The 14,822-nt window shown below is 60.8% G+C and carries 19 protein-coding genes; 14 read left to right on the top strand and 5 right to left on the bottom strand.

Annotated features, from left to right (window positions below; all coding sequences use genetic code 11):
- Positions 1 to 158: 158 nt before the first annotated feature.
- From AC1MEW_RS05325 to pilG, 3 genes are read right to left on the bottom strand one after another with little or no spacing between them, the layout of a single operon-like run.
- Positions 159 to 713: a chemotaxis protein CheW gene (locus AC1MEW_RS05325; RefSeq protein WP_322269875.1), complete on the bottom strand. Its 555-nt coding sequence runs from the start codon at positions 711 to 713 to the stop codon at positions 159 to 161.
- Between the two features lie 10 nt (positions 714 to 723).
- A complete protein-coding gene (gene pilH, locus AC1MEW_RS05320) occupies positions 724 to 1,089 on the bottom strand; it encodes a twitching motility response regulator PilH (RefSeq protein WP_008068134.1) in 366 nt (121 codons plus the stop codon).
- A gap of 60 nt (positions 1,090 to 1,149) precedes the next feature.
- Positions 1,150 to 1,554 (bottom strand): twitching motility response regulator PilG, encoded by a 405-nt coding sequence (pilG, locus tag AC1MEW_RS05315; RefSeq protein ID WP_008152601.1) that lies wholly within the window; start codon positions 1,552 to 1,554, stop codon positions 1,150 to 1,152.
- Positions 1,555 to 1,778: 224 nt separating this feature from the next.
- On the opposite strand from pilG, the gene gshB reads away from it, so the two are divergent.
- The 7 genes from gshB (at position 1,779) to AC1MEW_RS05280 (ending at position 7,787) form a co-directional block, all read left to right on the top strand.
- A complete protein-coding gene (gene gshB, locus AC1MEW_RS05310) occupies positions 1,779 to 2,732 on the top strand; it encodes a glutathione synthase (RefSeq protein WP_322269877.1) in 954 nt (317 codons plus the stop codon).
- A 77-nt stretch (positions 2,733 to 2,809) separates the two neighbouring features.
- Entirely contained in the window at positions 2,810 to 3,709 is a 900-nt protein-coding gene (locus AC1MEW_RS05305; protein ID WP_201198558.1) for an energy transducer TonB, read from the top strand.
- Between the two features lie 180 nt (positions 3,710 to 3,889).
- Positions 3,890 to 4,462 carry a YqgE/AlgH family protein gene (locus tag AC1MEW_RS05300; protein ID WP_201198560.1) on the top strand — a complete coding sequence of 191 codons (573 nt, stop codon included), beginning with the start codon at positions 3,890 to 3,892 and terminating at the stop codon, positions 4,460 to 4,462.
- Entirely contained in the window at positions 4,462 to 4,899 is a 438-nt protein-coding gene (gene ruvX / locus AC1MEW_RS05295) for a Holliday junction resolvase RuvX (protein WP_005792259.1), read from the top strand. The genes AC1MEW_RS05300 and ruvX overlap by 1 nt, the downstream gene beginning before the upstream one ends.
- 84 nt (positions 4,900 to 4,983) lie before the next feature.
- Positions 4,984 to 5,487: a bifunctional pyr operon transcriptional regulator/uracil phosphoribosyltransferase PyrR gene (gene pyrR, locus AC1MEW_RS05290; protein ID WP_201198562.1), complete on the top strand. Its 504-nt coding sequence runs from the start codon at positions 4,984 to 4,986 to the stop codon at positions 5,485 to 5,487.
- A 27-nt stretch (positions 5,488 to 5,514) separates the two neighbouring features.
- Positions 5,515 to 6,519 (top strand): aspartate carbamoyltransferase catalytic subunit, encoded by a 1,005-nt coding sequence (locus tag AC1MEW_RS05285; RefSeq protein WP_201198564.1) that lies wholly within the window; start codon positions 5,515 to 5,517, stop codon positions 6,517 to 6,519.
- Positions 6,516 to 7,787, top strand: coding sequence for a dihydroorotase (locus AC1MEW_RS05280; RefSeq protein ID WP_201198566.1), 1,272 nt, complete (start codon positions 6,516 to 6,518; stop codon positions 7,785 to 7,787). The genes AC1MEW_RS05285 and AC1MEW_RS05280 overlap by 4 nt, the downstream gene beginning before the upstream one ends.
- Before the next feature lie 82 nt (positions 7,788 to 7,869).
- Here the strand turns inward: AC1MEW_RS05280 and AC1MEW_RS05275 are convergent, their stop codons facing one another.
- On the bottom strand, positions 7,870 to 8,301 hold the full coding sequence (locus tag AC1MEW_RS05275; protein WP_201198568.1) for an NINE protein: 432 nt from the start codon (positions 8,299 to 8,301) through the stop codon (positions 7,870 to 7,872).
- Between the two features lie 250 nt (positions 8,302 to 8,551).
- On the opposite strand from AC1MEW_RS05275, the gene AC1MEW_RS05270 reads away from it, so the two are divergent.
- Positions 8,552 to 9,172 carry a C40 family peptidase gene (locus tag AC1MEW_RS05270; protein WP_201198570.1) on the top strand — a complete coding sequence of 207 codons (621 nt, stop codon included), beginning with the start codon at positions 8,552 to 8,554 and terminating at the stop codon, positions 9,170 to 9,172.
- Between the two features lie 149 nt (positions 9,173 to 9,321).
- On the opposite strand, the gene AC1MEW_RS05265 is transcribed toward AC1MEW_RS05270, so the two are convergent.
- On the bottom strand, positions 9,322 to 10,356 hold the full coding sequence (locus AC1MEW_RS05265; protein WP_201190041.1) for a type IV pilus twitching motility protein PilT: 1,035 nt from the start codon (positions 10,354 to 10,356) through the stop codon (positions 9,322 to 9,324).
- Between the two features lie 56 nt (positions 10,357 to 10,412).
- Here AC1MEW_RS05265 and AC1MEW_RS05260 point away from each other — a divergent pair, with 56 nt between their 5' ends.
- The 6 genes from AC1MEW_RS05260 (at position 10,413) to metW (ending at position 14,810) form a co-directional block, all read left to right on the top strand.
- Complete coding sequence (locus AC1MEW_RS05260; RefSeq protein ID WP_201198324.1) at positions 10,413 to 11,108, top strand: YggS family pyridoxal phosphate-dependent enzyme; 696 nt, start codon at positions 10,413 to 10,415, stop codon at positions 11,106 to 11,108.
- A 24-nt stretch (positions 11,109 to 11,132) separates the two neighbouring features.
- Entirely contained in the window at positions 11,133 to 11,951 is an 819-nt protein-coding gene (gene proC, locus AC1MEW_RS05255) for a pyrroline-5-carboxylate reductase (RefSeq protein WP_322269880.1), read from the top strand.
- A gap of 24 nt (positions 11,952 to 11,975) precedes the next feature.
- The gene (locus tag AC1MEW_RS05250; RefSeq protein ID WP_201198320.1) at positions 11,976 to 12,563 is read left to right on the top strand and encodes a YggT family protein; all 588 of its coding nucleotides are present in this window, start codon (positions 11,976 to 11,978) and stop codon (positions 12,561 to 12,563) included.
- On the top strand, positions 12,563 to 12,859 hold the full coding sequence (locus AC1MEW_RS05245) for a DUF167 domain-containing protein (RefSeq protein ID WP_322269881.1): 297 nt from the start codon (positions 12,563 to 12,565) through the stop codon (positions 12,857 to 12,859). Before AC1MEW_RS05250 ends, AC1MEW_RS05245 begins: the two co-directional genes overlap by 1 nt.
- Before the next feature lie 183 nt (positions 12,860 to 13,042).
- A complete protein-coding gene (gene metX / locus AC1MEW_RS05240) occupies positions 13,043 to 14,182 on the top strand; it encodes a homoserine O-succinyltransferase MetX (protein ID WP_201198316.1) in 1,140 nt (379 codons plus the stop codon).
- Positions 14,183 to 14,189: 7 nt separating this feature from the next.
- Positions 14,190 to 14,810 (top strand): methionine biosynthesis protein MetW, encoded by a 621-nt coding sequence (gene metW, locus AC1MEW_RS05235; RefSeq protein ID WP_201198314.1) that lies wholly within the window; start codon positions 14,190 to 14,192, stop codon positions 14,808 to 14,810.
- Positions 14,811 to 14,822 lie beyond the last annotated feature (12 nt).

Raw genomic sequence — 14,822 nt, 5'->3', positions numbered from 1 at the left:
CAGCACCCTTCGAACTCACCAAGAAACCTGTGGCGAGGGAGCTTGCTCCCGTTGGACTGCGCAGCAGTCCCCTTCTTTTGTGTTAAGAGGGGCCGCTTCGCGGCCCAACGGGAGCAAGCTCCCTCGCCACAAAAGCTCACCCGCACAAAATTCTGCGATTACACCGCGACTTGCATGAAGCTCTGGGATTGCGCCAGTGCAAACGGGCTGAACACTTGCCAGCTCTGTTCACGCTGGAACCGGCCTTTGACGAAAGCGCCAATCGGGCCGTTGCGTTCGTTCGGCGGCACCGCTTCCAGGCTTTCCTGGGCAAAGTGCTGCAAACCGTAGACTTCATCGACCATCAACCCGGCAAACACATCTTTGTATTCCACCACCAGCACCCGCCGCTGCTTGCGCACCGCCGACAACTCATGACCAAGCTCTTGATCAGAAAAGAAAGCGCACACATCCATGATCGGCAGCAGCCGCCCACGCAAGTTGGCGACGCCCTTGACCCACGGCTTGACCCCCGGCAACTGAGTGAAGCGCGGTTCATGCAGGACTTCGCTGACTTCGCCCATTGGCGCGACATACCAGTGCTCGCCCAGGCGAAAACCGATGCCGCTCCAGCGGTCCTGTCGGGTCAGCTGGGACGGCAAGTCTGCCGCCAGCACGCGACAACGCTGGTCGATCTGCAGCAGCAGTTCGAAAGCCGTCAGCGACTCGGTCATGGCCGCACGATCAACCGGCCAGCACGTTGTTCAGGGTTTTGATCAGGGTTTCTTCGTCGACCGGTTTGGTCAGGTAGTCCTTGGCGCCCTGGCGTGTGCCCCAGACCTTGTCGGTTTCCTGATCCTTGGTGGTGATGATGATCACCGGGATGTGCCCGGTTTCCGGGTCTTTGGTCAGTTGACGGGTCGCCTGGAAACCGTTGAGGCCGGGCATGACGATGTCCATCAGCACGGCGTCGGGTTTTTCCTGACGGGCCAGGGCCACGCCGTCGGCGCCGTTTTCAGCTTTCAACACTTCATGACCGTGCTTTTCCAGCATGCCGGTCAGTTTGTACATTTCAGTCGGCGAATCATCGACGATCAGAATACGTGCCATGGTCTTCCCCATTCTTCTTGTCGACGCCGGGCCCGCTGGCCGAGCGTCACTGTGCGTGTCCTACTGCGGCAAAACGGCGGCAAAGCCCGGTACATGGGCCTGGATCGCGTTCAGCAGTTCTTCCTTGCTGAAAGGCTTGGTCAAAAACTGATCGGAGCCGACGATGCGCCCCTTGGCCTTGTCGAACAGCCCGTCCTTGGACGACAGCATAATCACTGGCGTGGACTTGAACGCACTGTTGTTCTTGATTAAAGCGCAGGTCTGATAACCATCCAGGCGCGGCATCATGATGTCGACAAAGATAATGCCGGGGTGATTGTCGGCAATCTTGGCCAGCGCATCGAAACCATCGATGGCGGTGATGACTTCACAGCCCACGTTTTTCAACAGCGTTTCGGCGGTGCGGCGAATCGTCTTCGAATCGTCGATCACCATGACCTTCAAGGCGCTGGAATGCTGTTCCATAAATGCTCTACCGTCGCCTTTGCGAATCAATTTGTCCGTTTGACGGCTCGAAACCCTTGATGCTCAAGGGCCAGCGCGACATGGCGACCTTTTTAGCACAGTCTCCAATACCAATCTATCGGGCGACCCTGGCGATGGTTTTTCCTTGACCGGGAACACACTCAGCGCCACTCTGACGCCACTTTTTCTGGCCTTGCGCCTACCCAAATTTCGAGGAAATACCCATGAGCGTTCGCGTCGGGATTGTCATGGACCCAATCGCCAGCATCTCCTATAAAAAGGATAGCTCGCTGGCCATGCTGCTGGCCGCGCAAAAGCGCGGTTGGGAACTGTTCTATATGGAACAGCGGGATTTGTACCAGGGCGAAGGTGAAGCACGGGCGCGGATGCGGCCGCTGAAAGTTTTCGCCAACCCGGAAAAATGGTTCGAACTGGAAGCCGAGACCGACGCGTTGCTGAGCGATCTGGACGTGATCCTGATGCGCAAGGATCCGCCGTTCGACATGGAGTTCGTCTACTCCACCTATCTGCTGGAGCAAGCTGAGCGCGCAGGCGTGCTGGTGGTCAACAAGCCGCAGAGCCTGCGCGACTGCAACGAAAAGCTGTTCGCCACGCTGTTCCCGCAGTGCACACCGCCAACCGTGGTCAGCCGCCGCGCCGACGTGCTGCGTGAATTCGCCGCCAAGCACGGCGACGTGATCCTCAAGCCGCTGGACGGCATGGGTGGCACCTCGATCTTCCGTCACCGCGCAGGCGATCCGAACCTGTCGGTGATTCTGGAAACCCTGACCGCGCTGGGCACCCAGCAGATCATGGGCCAGGCTTACCTGCCGGCCATCAAGGATGGCGACAAGCGCATCCTGATGATCGACGGCGAGCCGGTGGATTACTGCCTGGCGCGGATTCCTGCCGCTGGCGAAACCCGTGGCAACCTCGCGGCCGGTGGCCGTGGCGAAGCCCGTCCGCTGACCGACAAGGATCGCTGGATCGCCGCTCAAGTCGGCCCGACCCTGCGCGAGAAAGGCCTGCTGTTCGTGGGCCTGGACGTGATCGGCGAGAGCCTGACCGAAATCAACGTCACCAGCCCGACCTGCATTCGCGAGATTGATAACGCGTTTGGCACCGACATCGGCGGCCTGCTGATGGATGCCATCGATCAGAAGCTCAAGGCCCGTTGATGTAGAACAGCCAAGAAACAACCAACATTGCGTTATCATGCGCGGCCTGTAAAAAACGCGATGTTGGTTTTCTTGTCATGACGCTCCCGTCCGATCTGCCCGCTGAACTCGCCCATCGTGGCGTGCGCCCGGCCGATCGCCTCGGTTTTACCCTGTTTCTGGCGGCGCTGATTCACCTGGCCTTGCTGTTGGGCGTCGGGTTCACCATGGTCGAACCCAAGCAAATCAGCAAAACCCTGGAAATCACCCTCGCCACGTTCAAAAGCGAAACCAAGCCGAAAAAAGCTGATTTCATCGCTCAAGAGAATCAGCAAGGCAGCGGCACCCTGGATAAAAAGGCGATTCCCAAGACCACCGAGGTCGCGCCGTTCCAGGACACCAAGGTGCAAAAAGTCACCCCGCCGCCGGCCGCCAAGCCTGAAGTGCAGGCAGCCGCGCCCAAGGCAGCCGTGACGACCATCGCGCCGAAGCCGAAAAAAGCCGTCGCCAAAAACGAAGAACCCAAGACTGAACCCAAACCCGCCGTGGCCGCGCCGACGTTCGACAGCTCGCAGCTGTCCAGCGACATCGCCAGCCTCGAAGCGGAACTGGCCAACGAACAACAGCTGTACGCCAAACGCCCGCGTATCCACCGCTTGAGCGCGGCGTCGACCATGCGCGACAAGGGCGCCTGGTATAAGGACGAATGGCGCAAGAAAGTCGAGCGCATCGGCAACCTCAATTACCCCGACGAAGCACGGCGCAAGCAGATCTACGGCAATTTGCGGCTGATGGTTTCGATCAACAGCGATGGTTCGCTGTTTGAAGTGCTGGTGCTGGAGTCGTCCGGGCAACCGTTGCTGGATCAGGCAGCACAGCGGATCGTCAGGCTGGCGGCGCCATTTGCACCGTTTACCGGGGATTTGTCGGATGTCGATCGGCTGGAAATCATCCGCACGTGGAAATTCGCCCGGGGCGACAAACTCTCCAGTAACTGAGCACCGCAAATCCCCTGTGGGAGCGGGCTTGCTCGCGAATGCGGTCGATCATTCAACATTGATGCCGACTGACACGACGCCTTCGCGAGCAAGCCCGCTCCCACATTTGATCGCCGTTGACTGCCAAATTGCGGCATCCCCAGCTTGTCAGTTCGCCCCTCCAACGCCACACTAGCGCTCATGAAGAACGTCAGCCCCAGCTACCTCAAGCATCACTTCCTGATCGCCATGCCGCACATGGCCGACCCGAACTTTGCGCACACCTTGACCTACATCGTCGAGCACACGGCCAATGGTGCCATGGGGCTGGTGGTCAACCGTCCGCAAGAACTGAACCTGGCCGATATCCTCGAGCAACTGCGCCCGGACATCGAGCCGCCGTTGCTCTGCCAGCATGTGCCGATATTTATCGGCGGGCCGGTGCAGACTGATCGCGGGTTTGTCCTGCATCCCTCGGGGAAAACCTTTCAGGCCACCGTCGAACTCGACGGCGAACTGGCCCTGTCGACCTCCCAGGATGTGCTGTTCGCCATCGCTGACGGCGTCGGCCCGGCGAAAAGTGTGATCACTCTCGGCTACGCGGGCTGGGAAGCCGGACAACTGGAGGCCGAACTGGCCGACAACGCCTGGCTGACCTGCCCTTACGACGCCGACATCCTGTTCAACACCAGCAGCGAACTGCGCCTCGAAGCGGCGGCCAAGCACCTGGGTGTCAATCTCAGCCTGCTGACCAGCCAGGCGGGCCACGCCTGATGGCCCTGCGACTGATTTTGGGTTTCGACTACGGCACCAAACAGATCGGCGTAGCGGTCGGCCAGGTGATTACCGGCCAGGCCCGTGAGCTGTGCACCTTGAAGGCACAAAACGGTATTCCCGACTGGAATCAGGTCGAAGCCCTGATCAAGGAATGGAAGCCCGACGCCGTGGTGGTCGGCCTGCCGCTGAACATGGACGGCACGCCAAGCGACATGTGCCTGCGGGCCGAGAAGTTCGCCCGCCGCCTCAACGGTCGTTACAACTTGCCCTTCTATACCCACGACGAGCGTCTGACCACGTTCGAAGCCAAGGGCGAGCGGCGTGATCGTGGCGGCCAGAAAGGCAGTTACCGCGATAACCCGGTCGATGCCATCGCCGCCGCCCTGCTGCTGCAAGGCTGGCTCGACGAAAACACCGCACTGTTCGAATCCTGAAGAGCCGCCCCTGGCGACTCTCTATAGCTACAACCCGAGCCACCACTCAAGCATCACTCGGCTCGGGCCCAAGAAGGAGCAACCATGAGCCTGCCCAATCCCGTTGAACTGATCAGCCAGATGGCGACCCGGCTTGACGCCTACCTGGCCAAACGTGGCATCAGCGAACCGCGCTACATCGGCATTCGTACCGGCGGCGTCTGGGTCGCCCAGGCGTTGCTCGATGAACTGGGCAGCGATTCGCCGCTCGGCACCCTGGACGTTTCCTTCTACCGCGACGACTTCAGCCAGAACGGCTTGCACCCGCAAGTGCGCCCTTCGGCCCTGCCGTTCGAGATCGAAGGCCAGCACCTGGTGCTGATCGACGACGTACTGATGAGCGGCCGGACCATCCGCGCCGCCATGAACGAACTGTTCGACTACGGCCGCCCGGCCAGCGTAACGCTGGTCTGCCTGCTGGACCTGGACGCCGGCGAGTTGCCGATCCGCCCGAACGTGGTGGGCGCGACCTTGTCGCTGGCCGCCCACGAGCGGGTGAAGCTGTCCGGCCCGGAGCTCAAGCTCGAACTGCAAGACCTTGCCCTTTAATTCGCCCTATTGAGAGTCCCCCTCGCGATGACGCCTCTAGACACCAAGCGCCCGCTGCAGCTCAATGATCAGGGCCAGCTGCGCCACTTCCTCTCGCTCGACGGTTTGCGCCGCGAGCTGCTGACGGAAATCCTCGATACCGCCGACTCGTTCCTCGAAGTCGGCGCCCGGGCGGTAAAGAAGGTCCCGTTGCTGCGCGGCAAAACCGTGTGCAACGTGTTCTTCGAGAACTCCACCCGCACCCGTACCACTTTCGAACTGGCGGCCCAGCGCCTGTCGGCGGACGTGATCACCCTGAACGTATCGACGTCGTCGGCGAGCAAGGGCGAAACCCTGCTCGACACCCTGCGCAACCTCGAAGCCATGGCCGCCGACATGTTCGTCGTGCGTCACGGTGACTCCGGCGCGGCGCACTTCATCGCCGAACACGTGTGTCCGCAGGTGGCGATCATCAACGGCGGCGACGGCCGTCACGCCCACCCGACGCAGGGCATGCTCGACATGCTCACCATCCGTCGGCACAAGGGCGGCTTCGAAAACCTCTCGGTGGCCATCGTCGGCGACATCCTGCACTCGCGGGTCGCGCGCTCGAACATGCTCGCGCTGAAAACCCTCGGCTGCCCGGACATCCGCGTGATCGCGCCGAAAACCCTGCTGCCGATCGGCATCGAGCAATACGGCGTGAAGGTCTACACCGACATGACCGAAGGCCTGAAAGACGTCGACGTGGTGATCATGCTGCGCTTGCAGCGTGAACGCATGACCGGCGGCCTGCTGCCGAGCGAAGGCGAGTTCTACCGCCTGTTCGGCCTGACCACCGCGCGCCTGGCCGGCGCAAAACCGGATTGCATCGTCATGCACCCGGGGCCGATCAACCGCGGGGTGGAGATTGAGTCGGCAGTGGCCGACGGCCCGCACTCGGTGATCCTCAACCAGGTTACCTACGGTATTGCGATTCGTATGGCCGTGCTGTCCATGGCCATGAGCGGGCAGACTGCGCAACGTCAATTCGAGCAGGAGAAAGCCCAGTGAAGCTCAGCATTCTCGGCGCCCGCGTCATCGATCCAACCTCGGGGCTGGATAAAGTTACCGACATTCATATCGAAGCCTGCAAGATCGTCGCCCTTGGTGCTGCGCCGGCCGGTTTTGTCCCGGTCGAGACCATCGACGCCAAAGGCCTGGTGGCCGCACCTGGACTGGTTGACCTGAACGTCGCCCTGCGCGAGCCGGGTTACAGCCGCAAAGGCTCGATTGCCAGCGAAACCCGCGCCGCTGCGGCCGGTGGCGTGACCAGCCTATGCTGCCCGCCAAAAACCAAACCGGTGCTGGACACTTCGGCCGTGGCCGAATTGATCCTCGACCGCGCCCGCGAGGCCGGCAACACCAAAGTCTTCCCGATTGGCGCCCTGAGCAAAGGCCTGGACGGCGAACAGCTGGCCGAGCTGGTCGCCTTGCGCGATGCCGGCTGCGTGGCCTTCGGCAACGGTCTGGAGAGCTTCCGCAACACCCGCACCCTGTGCCGGGCGCTGGAATACGCGGCGACGTTCGACCTGACAGTGATTTTCAACTCGCAGGATCATGACCTGGCCGAAGATGGCTTGGCCCACGAAGGCCCGACCGCGAGTTTCCTTGGCTTGCCGGGCATTCCGGAAACCGCCGAAACCGTGGCCCTGGCCCGGGATCTGTTGCTGGTCGAGCAAAGCGGCGTGCGTGCGCACTTCAGCCAGCTCACCAGCGCTCGCGGCGTGGCCCTGATCGCCCAGGCCCAGGCCCGCGGACTACCGGTGACCGCCGATGTGGCGCTGTATCAGCTGATCCTGACTGACGAAGCGCTGATCGATTTCAACAGCCTCTATCACGTCCAGCCGCCGCTGCGCACCCGCGCCGACCGTGATGGTCTGCGTGCGGCGGTGAAGTCCGGGGTGGTTTCGGCCATCTCCAGCCATCACCAACCTCACGAGCGCGACGCCAAACTGGCGCCGTTCGGTGCCACCGAGCCGGGCATCAGCAGCGTTGAACTGCTGCTACCGCTGGCGATGACGTTGGTGGAGGACGGTTTGCTCGATCTGCCGACACTGTTGACCCGTCTCAGTGCCGGACCTGCCGAGGCCTTGCGCCTGCCGGCGGGTAAATTGACCGTCGGTGGGGCGGCGGACATCGTGCTGTTCGACCCGGCGGCTTCGACCGTGGCCGGCGAAACCTGGCTGTCCAAGGGTGAAAATTGCCCGTTTATTGGCCACAGCCTGCCGAGTGTGGTGCGTTACACCTTGGTGGATGGACGGATTAGCCACCAGGTTTAAGACCGCGCCGCTCCCATCGCGAGCAGGCTCGCTCCCACATTGGAATGCGTTCCCCTGTGGGAGCGAGCCTGCTCGCGATGACTTACTGGAAGGCGCCGCGACTCTGTGCGTTACGCACCGACACTTGGTCGTTCAGTGTCCAGAAGTCATACAGCACTCCCACGAAGAACAACCCGCCCGTCACCAGGTACAGCAACCCGCTGATCCACTTCCCTTGATACATCCGGTGCACGCCGAATACCCCAAGAAACGCCAGCAGAATCCACGCAACGTTGTATTCGATGGGCCCGGCGGTAAACCGCAGGTCGGCTTCCCGGTCCATGGCCGGAATCAGAAACAGGTCGATCAGCCAACCGATGCCCAGCAAACCAAACGTGAAGAACCAGATCGTCCCGGTCACCGGCTTGCCGTAATAGAAGCGGTGAGCCCCGGTAAAACCGAAAATCCAAAGCAGGTATCCGATCACTTTGCTGTGGGTGTCTTGCTGCGCCGCAGACTGTTGATAGGTGTTCATGAAGGACCTCGATTCACACGATAGATAAATATTGTTGAATTCTTTGTGACTTTTTTACAGGCGTCCGACGTATGGCAAATGCTACCTTCACTCCCGTCAAAGCCTTATACCACCTGACCTCTGTCAGACAATCGCGTCAATCTACCGCTTATTTGGTTCCGTTGACCCCCAGGTCCAATCGACCAACGGACTCGGAAGGGCCAAAAAAGCTGTTATAAAGTTGCGCGCTAACCCATATGAGCCTTGCCTAATGCGTCCATTTTTCAAGACATGGCTAACCATTTGCCTATTAATGCCACTGGCCGCCCACGCCACCAATCGTGAGCAACGTCTTCCTAACGTTAATGGTTACACCCCTAAATCCCATGTTTCTGCTCCTACGAGCAAAAACAAACAAACTGCAAAACATTCCACCCACCTGGCCACTGCCAACAGCAAGCTGGTTCCGCCGATGGCGAACAAGCAAAGCAGCAACGTGTTGAGCCGTGCCGTGAATGTCCTCGGCACTCCTTATCGTTGGGGCGGCAGCAGCCCAAGTAAAGGGTTCGACTGCAGTGGTTTGGTGAAATATGCGTTTAACGACGCTACCTTCGACCTGCCACGGACCTCCAACGCGATGGCCAGCGGTCATGGGCAGAAAGTCGAACGCAAGGATCTGAAGCCGGGCGATCTGATTTTCTTCAATATCAAGAGCCGTAAGGTCAATCACGTTGCCATCTACCTGGGCAACGACCGCTTCATCCACGCACCGCGCCGTGGCAAGGCGGTGTCCATCGATACGCTGAAGAAACCGTACTGGGAAAGCCACTACGTGGTAGCCAAGCGGGTTTTGCCGAAAGAACCGCATCAGATGCGCGTCGTTCAGCGCTGATTTGAATTTCCGGGGTCAGCTCCGGAAGTTGCTTTGGACATGATGGCCTCTTCGCGGGCAAGCCTCGCTCCTACAGGTTTTATATGTGCCGCAAAAATGCGCATAACCTGTAGGAGCGAGGCTTGCCCGCGAAGGCGTTTCTGGACCGATCAAAAGTTATCCGGCGACCGCGCCTTCTCCCGCGCATGCTCGCGGCTGATCAAGCCCTTGGTCACCAACTCCTTCAGGCACATATCCAGCGTCTGCATCCCCAGGTTGCCCCCGGTCTGAATCGACGAGTACATCTGCGCCACCTTGTCCTCGCGGATCAGGTTACGGATCGCCGACGTGCCGAGCATGATCTCGTGTGCCGCGATCCGCCCGCCGCCGATCTTCTTGACCAGTGTCTGGGACACCACCGCCAGCAATGACTCGGACAACATCGAGCGCACCATCGACTTCTCGTCCCCCGGAAACACGTCAACCACCCGGTCGATGGTTTTCGCCGCCGACGTGGTGTGCAGCGTGCCAAACACCAGGTGACCGGTCTCGGCCGCCGTCAGGGCCAGGCGAATAGTCTCCAGATCGCGCATCTCCCCGACCAGAATCACATCCGGGTCTTCGCGCAGGGCCGAGCGCAGGGCGGTGGCGAAGCTTCGGGTATCGCGGTGGACTTCGCGCTGGTTGATCAGGCATTTGCGCGATTCATGGACGAACTCGATCGGGTCTTCGATGGTGAGTATGTGGTGATGGCGATGGTTGTTCAGGTAATCAATCATCGCCGCCAGGGTGGTGGACTTGCCGGAACCGGTCGGGCCGGTCACCAGCACCAGGCCACGGGGCGCTTCGGTAATCTTGCGAAACACATCTCCCATGCCAAGGTCATCCATGCTCAGGACCTTGGACGGGATGGTCCGGAACACCGCACCGGCGCCGCGGTTCTGGTTGAACGCGTTAACTCGAAAGCGCGCCACGCCTGGCACTTCAAAGGAGAAGTCGGTTTCCAGGTGCTTCTCGAAGTCCACCCGCTGGGTGTCGTTCATGATGTCGTAGATCAGCTCGTGCACCTGTTTGTGGTCCAGGGCCGGCAGGTTGATGCGCCGCACGTCGCCGTCGACGCGAATCATCGGTGGCAGGCCGGCAGACAGGTGCAAGTCGGACGCGCCCTGTTTCGCGCTGAATGCCAGCAGCTCAGTGATATCCATAGCGCTCCTCAATTCCAGTAGAATGCCGCGAACCTTCAGACCAGCGGCGCCTCTTGATGTCCACGATAGCAGACAACATTCTCCAGGTTAGTTCGCGCATACACGCAGCAACACTCGCCGCCCAGCGCGACGAGCACAGCGTCCAGCTACTGGCCGTGAGCAAGACCAAGCCTGCCGAGGCCCTGCGTGAAGCCCACGCCGCCGGGATCCGCGACTTTGGCGAGAACTATCTGCAGGAAGCCCTCGGCAAACAGCTCGAATTGGCCGACCTGCCCTTGATCTGGCACTTCATCGGCCCCATTCAATCGAACAAGACTCGCGCTATCGCCGAGCACTTCGCTTGGGTGCATTCCGTGGATCGTTTGAAAATCGCACAACGCCTGTCCGAACAACGTCCTGCCGATCTGCCCCCGCTGAACATCTGCATCCAGGTCAACGTCAGCGGTGAAGACAGCAAGTCCGGCTGCACCCCGGCCGACCTGCCGGCCCTGGCCAATGCCATCAGCGCCTTGCCGCGCCTCAAGCTGCGCGGGTTGATGGCGATCCCTGAGCCGACTGAAGATCGCGCCGCCCAGGACGCCGCTTTTGCTGCCGTGCAAAGCCTGCAAGCCAGCCTCAATCTGCCGCTCGACACACTTTCCATGGGCATGAGCCACGACCTTGAGTCAGCCATCGCCCAAGGCGCCACTTGGGTCCGCATCGGTACGGCCCTGTTTGGCGCCCGTGATTACAGTCAACCGAACAATGGCTGACTTCTCTCTTGATAAGGACCTGACATGAGCAAGACTCGTATTGCCTTTATCGGTGCCGGCAACATGGCCGCCAGCCTGATCGGTGGCCTGCGCGCCAAGGGTCTGGACGCGGCCCACATCCGCGCCAGCGATCCCGGCGCTGAAACCCGTGCTCGCGTGAACGCTGAACACGGCATCGAAGTATTCGCGGACAACGCCGACGCGATTCAAGACGCCGACGTGGTCGTACTGGCGGTCAAACCCCAGGCGATGAAAGCCGTGTGCGAAGCGATTCGCCCAAGCCTCAAGCCGAATCAACTGGTGGTGTCCATCGCCGCCGGCATCACCTGTGCCAGCATGACCAACTGGCTCGGCGCCCAGCCGATCGTGCGCTGCATGCCCAACACCCCGGCGCTGCTGCGTCAGGGCGTGAGCGGTTTGTACGCCACCGCCGAGGTGAACGCCGAACAACGCCAACAGGCGCAAGAGCTGCTGTCCGCCGTCGGCATCGCGCTGTGGCTGGACGAAGAGCAGCAACTGGACGCGGTGACCGCTGTTTCCGGTTCGGGCCCTGCGTACTTCTTCCTGTTGATCGAAGCGATGACCGCCGCGGGCGTGAAACTCGGCCTGCCGGCAGACATCGCCGCACAACTGACCCTGCAAACCGCACTGGGCGCCGCCCACATGGCGGTCGCCAGTGACGTGGACGCAGCAGAACTGCGTCGCCGCGTGACTTCGCCGGCCGGCACCACGGAAGCGGCCATCAAGTCGTTCCAGGCCGGGGGCTTCGAAGCCCTGGTCGAAAAAGCACTCGGCGCCGCCGCCCACCGCTCAGCCGAGATGGCCGAGCAACTGGGTCGCTAATCAGCTCTTACAAAGGAATCAATGATGCTTGGACTCAATGACGCTGCCATTTTTGTAATTAAAACCCTGGGCAGCCTGTACCTGCTGATCGTGCTGATGCGCTTTATCCTGCAACTGGTTCGGGCGAATTTCTACAACCCGCTCTGCCAGTTCATCGTCAAAGCCACTCAACCGTTGCTCAAGCCTCTGCGCCGAGTCATCCCGAGCATGTTCGGGCTGGACATGTCGTCACTGGTATTGGCGCTGATCATTCAGATGGCGCTGATCGCGGTCATCCTGACGCTCAAGGGCTTCCAGGTCGACTGGCTGTTTTTGATCCCTTGGGCTCTGATCGCTCTCTTCGCGCTGTTTTTGAACATTCTGTTCTACGCGATGATCATCAGCGTGATTCTGTCTTGGGTCGCACCGGGTAGCCACAATCCGGGCGCCGAACTGGTTGCTCAGATTACTGAACCGGTACTCGCGCCGTTCCGCCGGATTCTTCCGAGCCTGGGCGGCCTCGACATCTCGCCGATCTTCGCGTTTATCCTGATCCAGTTGCTGCAAAGCTGGGTGATCCCGCGCCTGGCTTACTTCGCCTTCATGCCGCAGGGCCTGCTCGGGCTGATCTGATGAGCTACTTTCGCTGGGACGGTGATGATCTGATTCTGGAGTGTCACCTGCAACCGGCGGCCCGCGGCGATGATTTCTGCGGGCTACACGGCGATAGATTGAAGATCCGCCTGACCGCGCCGCCCGTTGAGGGCAAGGCCAATGCGTACTTGATGGCGTTTTTGGCCAAGGCGTTCGGGGTTTCCAAGAGCCAGGTGAGCTTGCTCAGCGGCGAGTTGAACCGGCAGAAACGAGTGCGGATTTGTTCGCCGAAGAAGCTGCCGGAGTTGCCGGACCTGGTGCGTCCGGCAGGTTGACCGCGTCATCGTTCTTCGCGGGCAAGCCACGCTCCCACAGGGGTACGCATTCCAATGTGGGAGCGTGGCTTGCCCGCGATGGCCGCACCACGGTTTAACTGAATGAAATCAGGCCCGGCCTTTGCTTGCCGCTAGCCACACTGGTCTTTAGACTTACGCCTCATTTCAACGAGAGCAGGGTCGATGCCAACTGCCTTTCCCGCCGATTCTGTTGGTCTGGTGACGCCGCAAGTGGCGCACTTCAGTGAACCCCTGGCCCTGGCCTGCGGCCGTTCGCTCCCAGCTTATGACCTGATCTATGAAACCTACGGCACGCTGAACGCCACGGCGAGCAACGCCGTGCTGATCTGCCACGCCTTGTCCGGCCACCACCACGCTGCCGGCTTCCACAGCCCCGACGACCGTAAACCCGGTTGGTGGGACAGCTGCATCGGCCCCGGCAAGCCGATCGACACCAGCAAGTTCTTCGTGGTCAGCCTGAACAACCTCGGCGGCTGCAACGGTTCTACCGGCCCGAGCAGTATCAATCCGGAAACCGGTAAACCGTTCGGCGCCGATTTCCCGGTACTGACCGTGGAAGACTGGGTGCACAGTCAGGTGCGCCTGTCCGACTTGCTCGGCATCAGCCAGTGGGCGGCGGTGATTGGCGGCAGCCTCGGCGGCATGCAGGCCTTGCAGTGGACCATCACCTACCCGGACCGCGTGCGGCATTGCCTGGCCATCGCCTCGGCGCCCAAGCTGTCGGCACAGAACATCGCCTTCAACGAAGTGGCGCGCCAGGCGATCCTGACCGACCCCGAGTTCCACGGCGGTTCGTTCCAGGAAGCGGGCGTGATCCCCAAGCGCGGCTTGATGCTGGCGCGGATGGTCGGCCACATCACCTACCTGTCCGACGATTCCATGGGCGAGAAATTCGGCCGTGGCCTGAAGAGCGAAAAGCTCAACTACGACTTCCACAGCGTCGAGTTCCAGGTCGAGAGCTACCTGCGCTATCAGGGCGAAGAGTTCTCCGGGCGCTTTGACGCCAACACCTATCTGCTGATGACCAAGGCGCTGGACTACTTCGACCCGGCGGCGAACTTCGACGATGACCTGGCGAAAACCTTCGCCGGCGCCACCGCCAAGTTCTGCGTGATGTCCTTCACCACCGACTGGCGCTTCTCCCCTGCCCGCTCGCGGGAACTGGTGGACGCGCTGATGGCGGCCAAGAAAGACGTCTGCTACCTCGAGATCGACGCTCCGCAAGGCCACGACGCCTTCCTGATTCCGATCCCGCGCTACTTGCAGGCGTTCAGCAACTACATGAACCGTATTAGTTTGTGAGAAAGCCATGAGAGCTGATCTGGAAATCATCCAGGAATGGATTCCCGCCGGTAGCCGCGTGCTCGACCTCGGTTGCGGCGACGGCGAACTGCTGACCTGGCTACGGGACAACAAGCAAGTCACCGGCTATGGCCTGGAAAACGACGCGGACAACATCGCCGAGTGCGTGGCCAAGGGCATCAACGTGATCGAGCAGGATCTGGACAAGGGCCTCGGCAACTTTGCCAGCAACAGCTTCGACGTCGTGGTCATGACCCAGGCGCTGCAAGCCGTGCACTACCCGGACAAGATCCTCGACGAAATGCTGCGGGTCGGTCGCCAGTGCATCATCACCTTCCCCAACTTCGGTCACTGGCGCTGCCGCTGGTACCTGGCGAGCAAGGGCCGGATGCCGGTTTCCGAGTTTCTGCCGTACACCTGGTACAACACGCCGAACATCCACTTCTGCACTTTCGGCGACTTTGAAGAATTGTGCCGCGAACGTGAAGCGAAGGTCATTGATCGGCTTGCCGTGGATCAACAGCACCGACACGGGTGGGCCAGTAAGCTATGGCCTAATCTATTAGGTGAGATCGGTATCTACCGCGTCAGCAGCCCAGGGCTGCAAGACCACAAGGTCGCGGTCTGAACCACGCCACTT

Source organism: Pseudomonas sp. ASL4, assembly GCF_056680395.1.
This window is presented reverse-complemented; position numbering and strand designations above follow the sequence as displayed.

What these genes read in the sequence shown, in the direction of transcription:
- AC1MEW_RS05325 (WP_322269875.1), bottom strand. Translation starts at nt 713, where the DNA reads ATGACCGAGTCGCTGACGGCTTTCGAACTGCTGCTGCAGATCGACCAG.
- pilH (WP_008068134.1), bottom strand. Translation starts at nt 1,089, where the DNA reads ATGGCACGTATTCTGATCGTCGATGATTCGCCGACTGAAATGTACAAA.
- pilG (WP_008152601.1), bottom strand. Translation starts at nt 1,554, where the DNA reads ATGGAACAGCATTCCAGCGCCTTGAAGGTCATGGTGATCGACGATTCG.
- gshB (WP_322269877.1), top strand. Translation starts at nt 1,779, where the DNA reads ATGAGCGTTCGCGTCGGGATTGTCATGGACCCAATCGCCAGCATCTCC.
- AC1MEW_RS05305 (WP_201198558.1), top strand. Translation starts at nt 2,810, where the DNA reads ATGACGCTCCCGTCCGATCTGCCCGCTGAACTCGCCCATCGTGGCGTG.
- AC1MEW_RS05300 (WP_201198560.1), top strand. Translation starts at nt 3,890, where the DNA reads ATGAAGAACGTCAGCCCCAGCTACCTCAAGCATCACTTCCTGATCGCC.
- ruvX (WP_005792259.1), top strand. Translation starts at nt 4,462, where the DNA reads ATGGCCCTGCGACTGATTTTGGGTTTCGACTACGGCACCAAACAGATC.
- pyrR (WP_201198562.1), top strand. Translation starts at nt 4,984, where the DNA reads ATGAGCCTGCCCAATCCCGTTGAACTGATCAGCCAGATGGCGACCCGG.
- AC1MEW_RS05285 (WP_201198564.1), top strand. Translation starts at nt 5,515, where the DNA reads ATGACGCCTCTAGACACCAAGCGCCCGCTGCAGCTCAATGATCAGGGC.
- AC1MEW_RS05275 (WP_201198568.1), bottom strand. Translation starts at nt 8,301, where the DNA reads ATGAACACCTATCAACAGTCTGCGGCGCAGCAAGACACCCACAGCAAA.
- AC1MEW_RS05270 (WP_201198570.1), top strand. Translation starts at nt 8,552, where the DNA reads ATGCGTCCATTTTTCAAGACATGGCTAACCATTTGCCTATTAATGCCA.
- AC1MEW_RS05265 (WP_201190041.1), bottom strand. Translation starts at nt 10,356, where the DNA reads ATGGATATCACTGAGCTGCTGGCATTCAGCGCGAAACAGGGCGCGTCC.
- AC1MEW_RS05260 (WP_201198324.1), top strand. Translation starts at nt 10,413, where the DNA reads ATGTCCACGATAGCAGACAACATTCTCCAGGTTAGTTCGCGCATACAC.
- proC (WP_322269880.1), top strand. Translation starts at nt 11,133, where the DNA reads ATGAGCAAGACTCGTATTGCCTTTATCGGTGCCGGCAACATGGCCGCC.
- AC1MEW_RS05250 (WP_201198320.1), top strand. Translation starts at nt 11,976, where the DNA reads ATGCTTGGACTCAATGACGCTGCCATTTTTGTAATTAAAACCCTGGGC.
- AC1MEW_RS05245 (WP_322269881.1), top strand. Translation starts at nt 12,563, where the DNA reads ATGAGCTACTTTCGCTGGGACGGTGATGATCTGATTCTGGAGTGTCAC.
- metX (WP_201198316.1), top strand. Translation starts at nt 13,043, where the DNA reads ATGCCAACTGCCTTTCCCGCCGATTCTGTTGGTCTGGTGACGCCGCAA.
- metW (WP_201198314.1), top strand. Translation starts at nt 14,190, where the DNA reads ATGAGAGCTGATCTGGAAATCATCCAGGAATGGATTCCCGCCGGTAGC.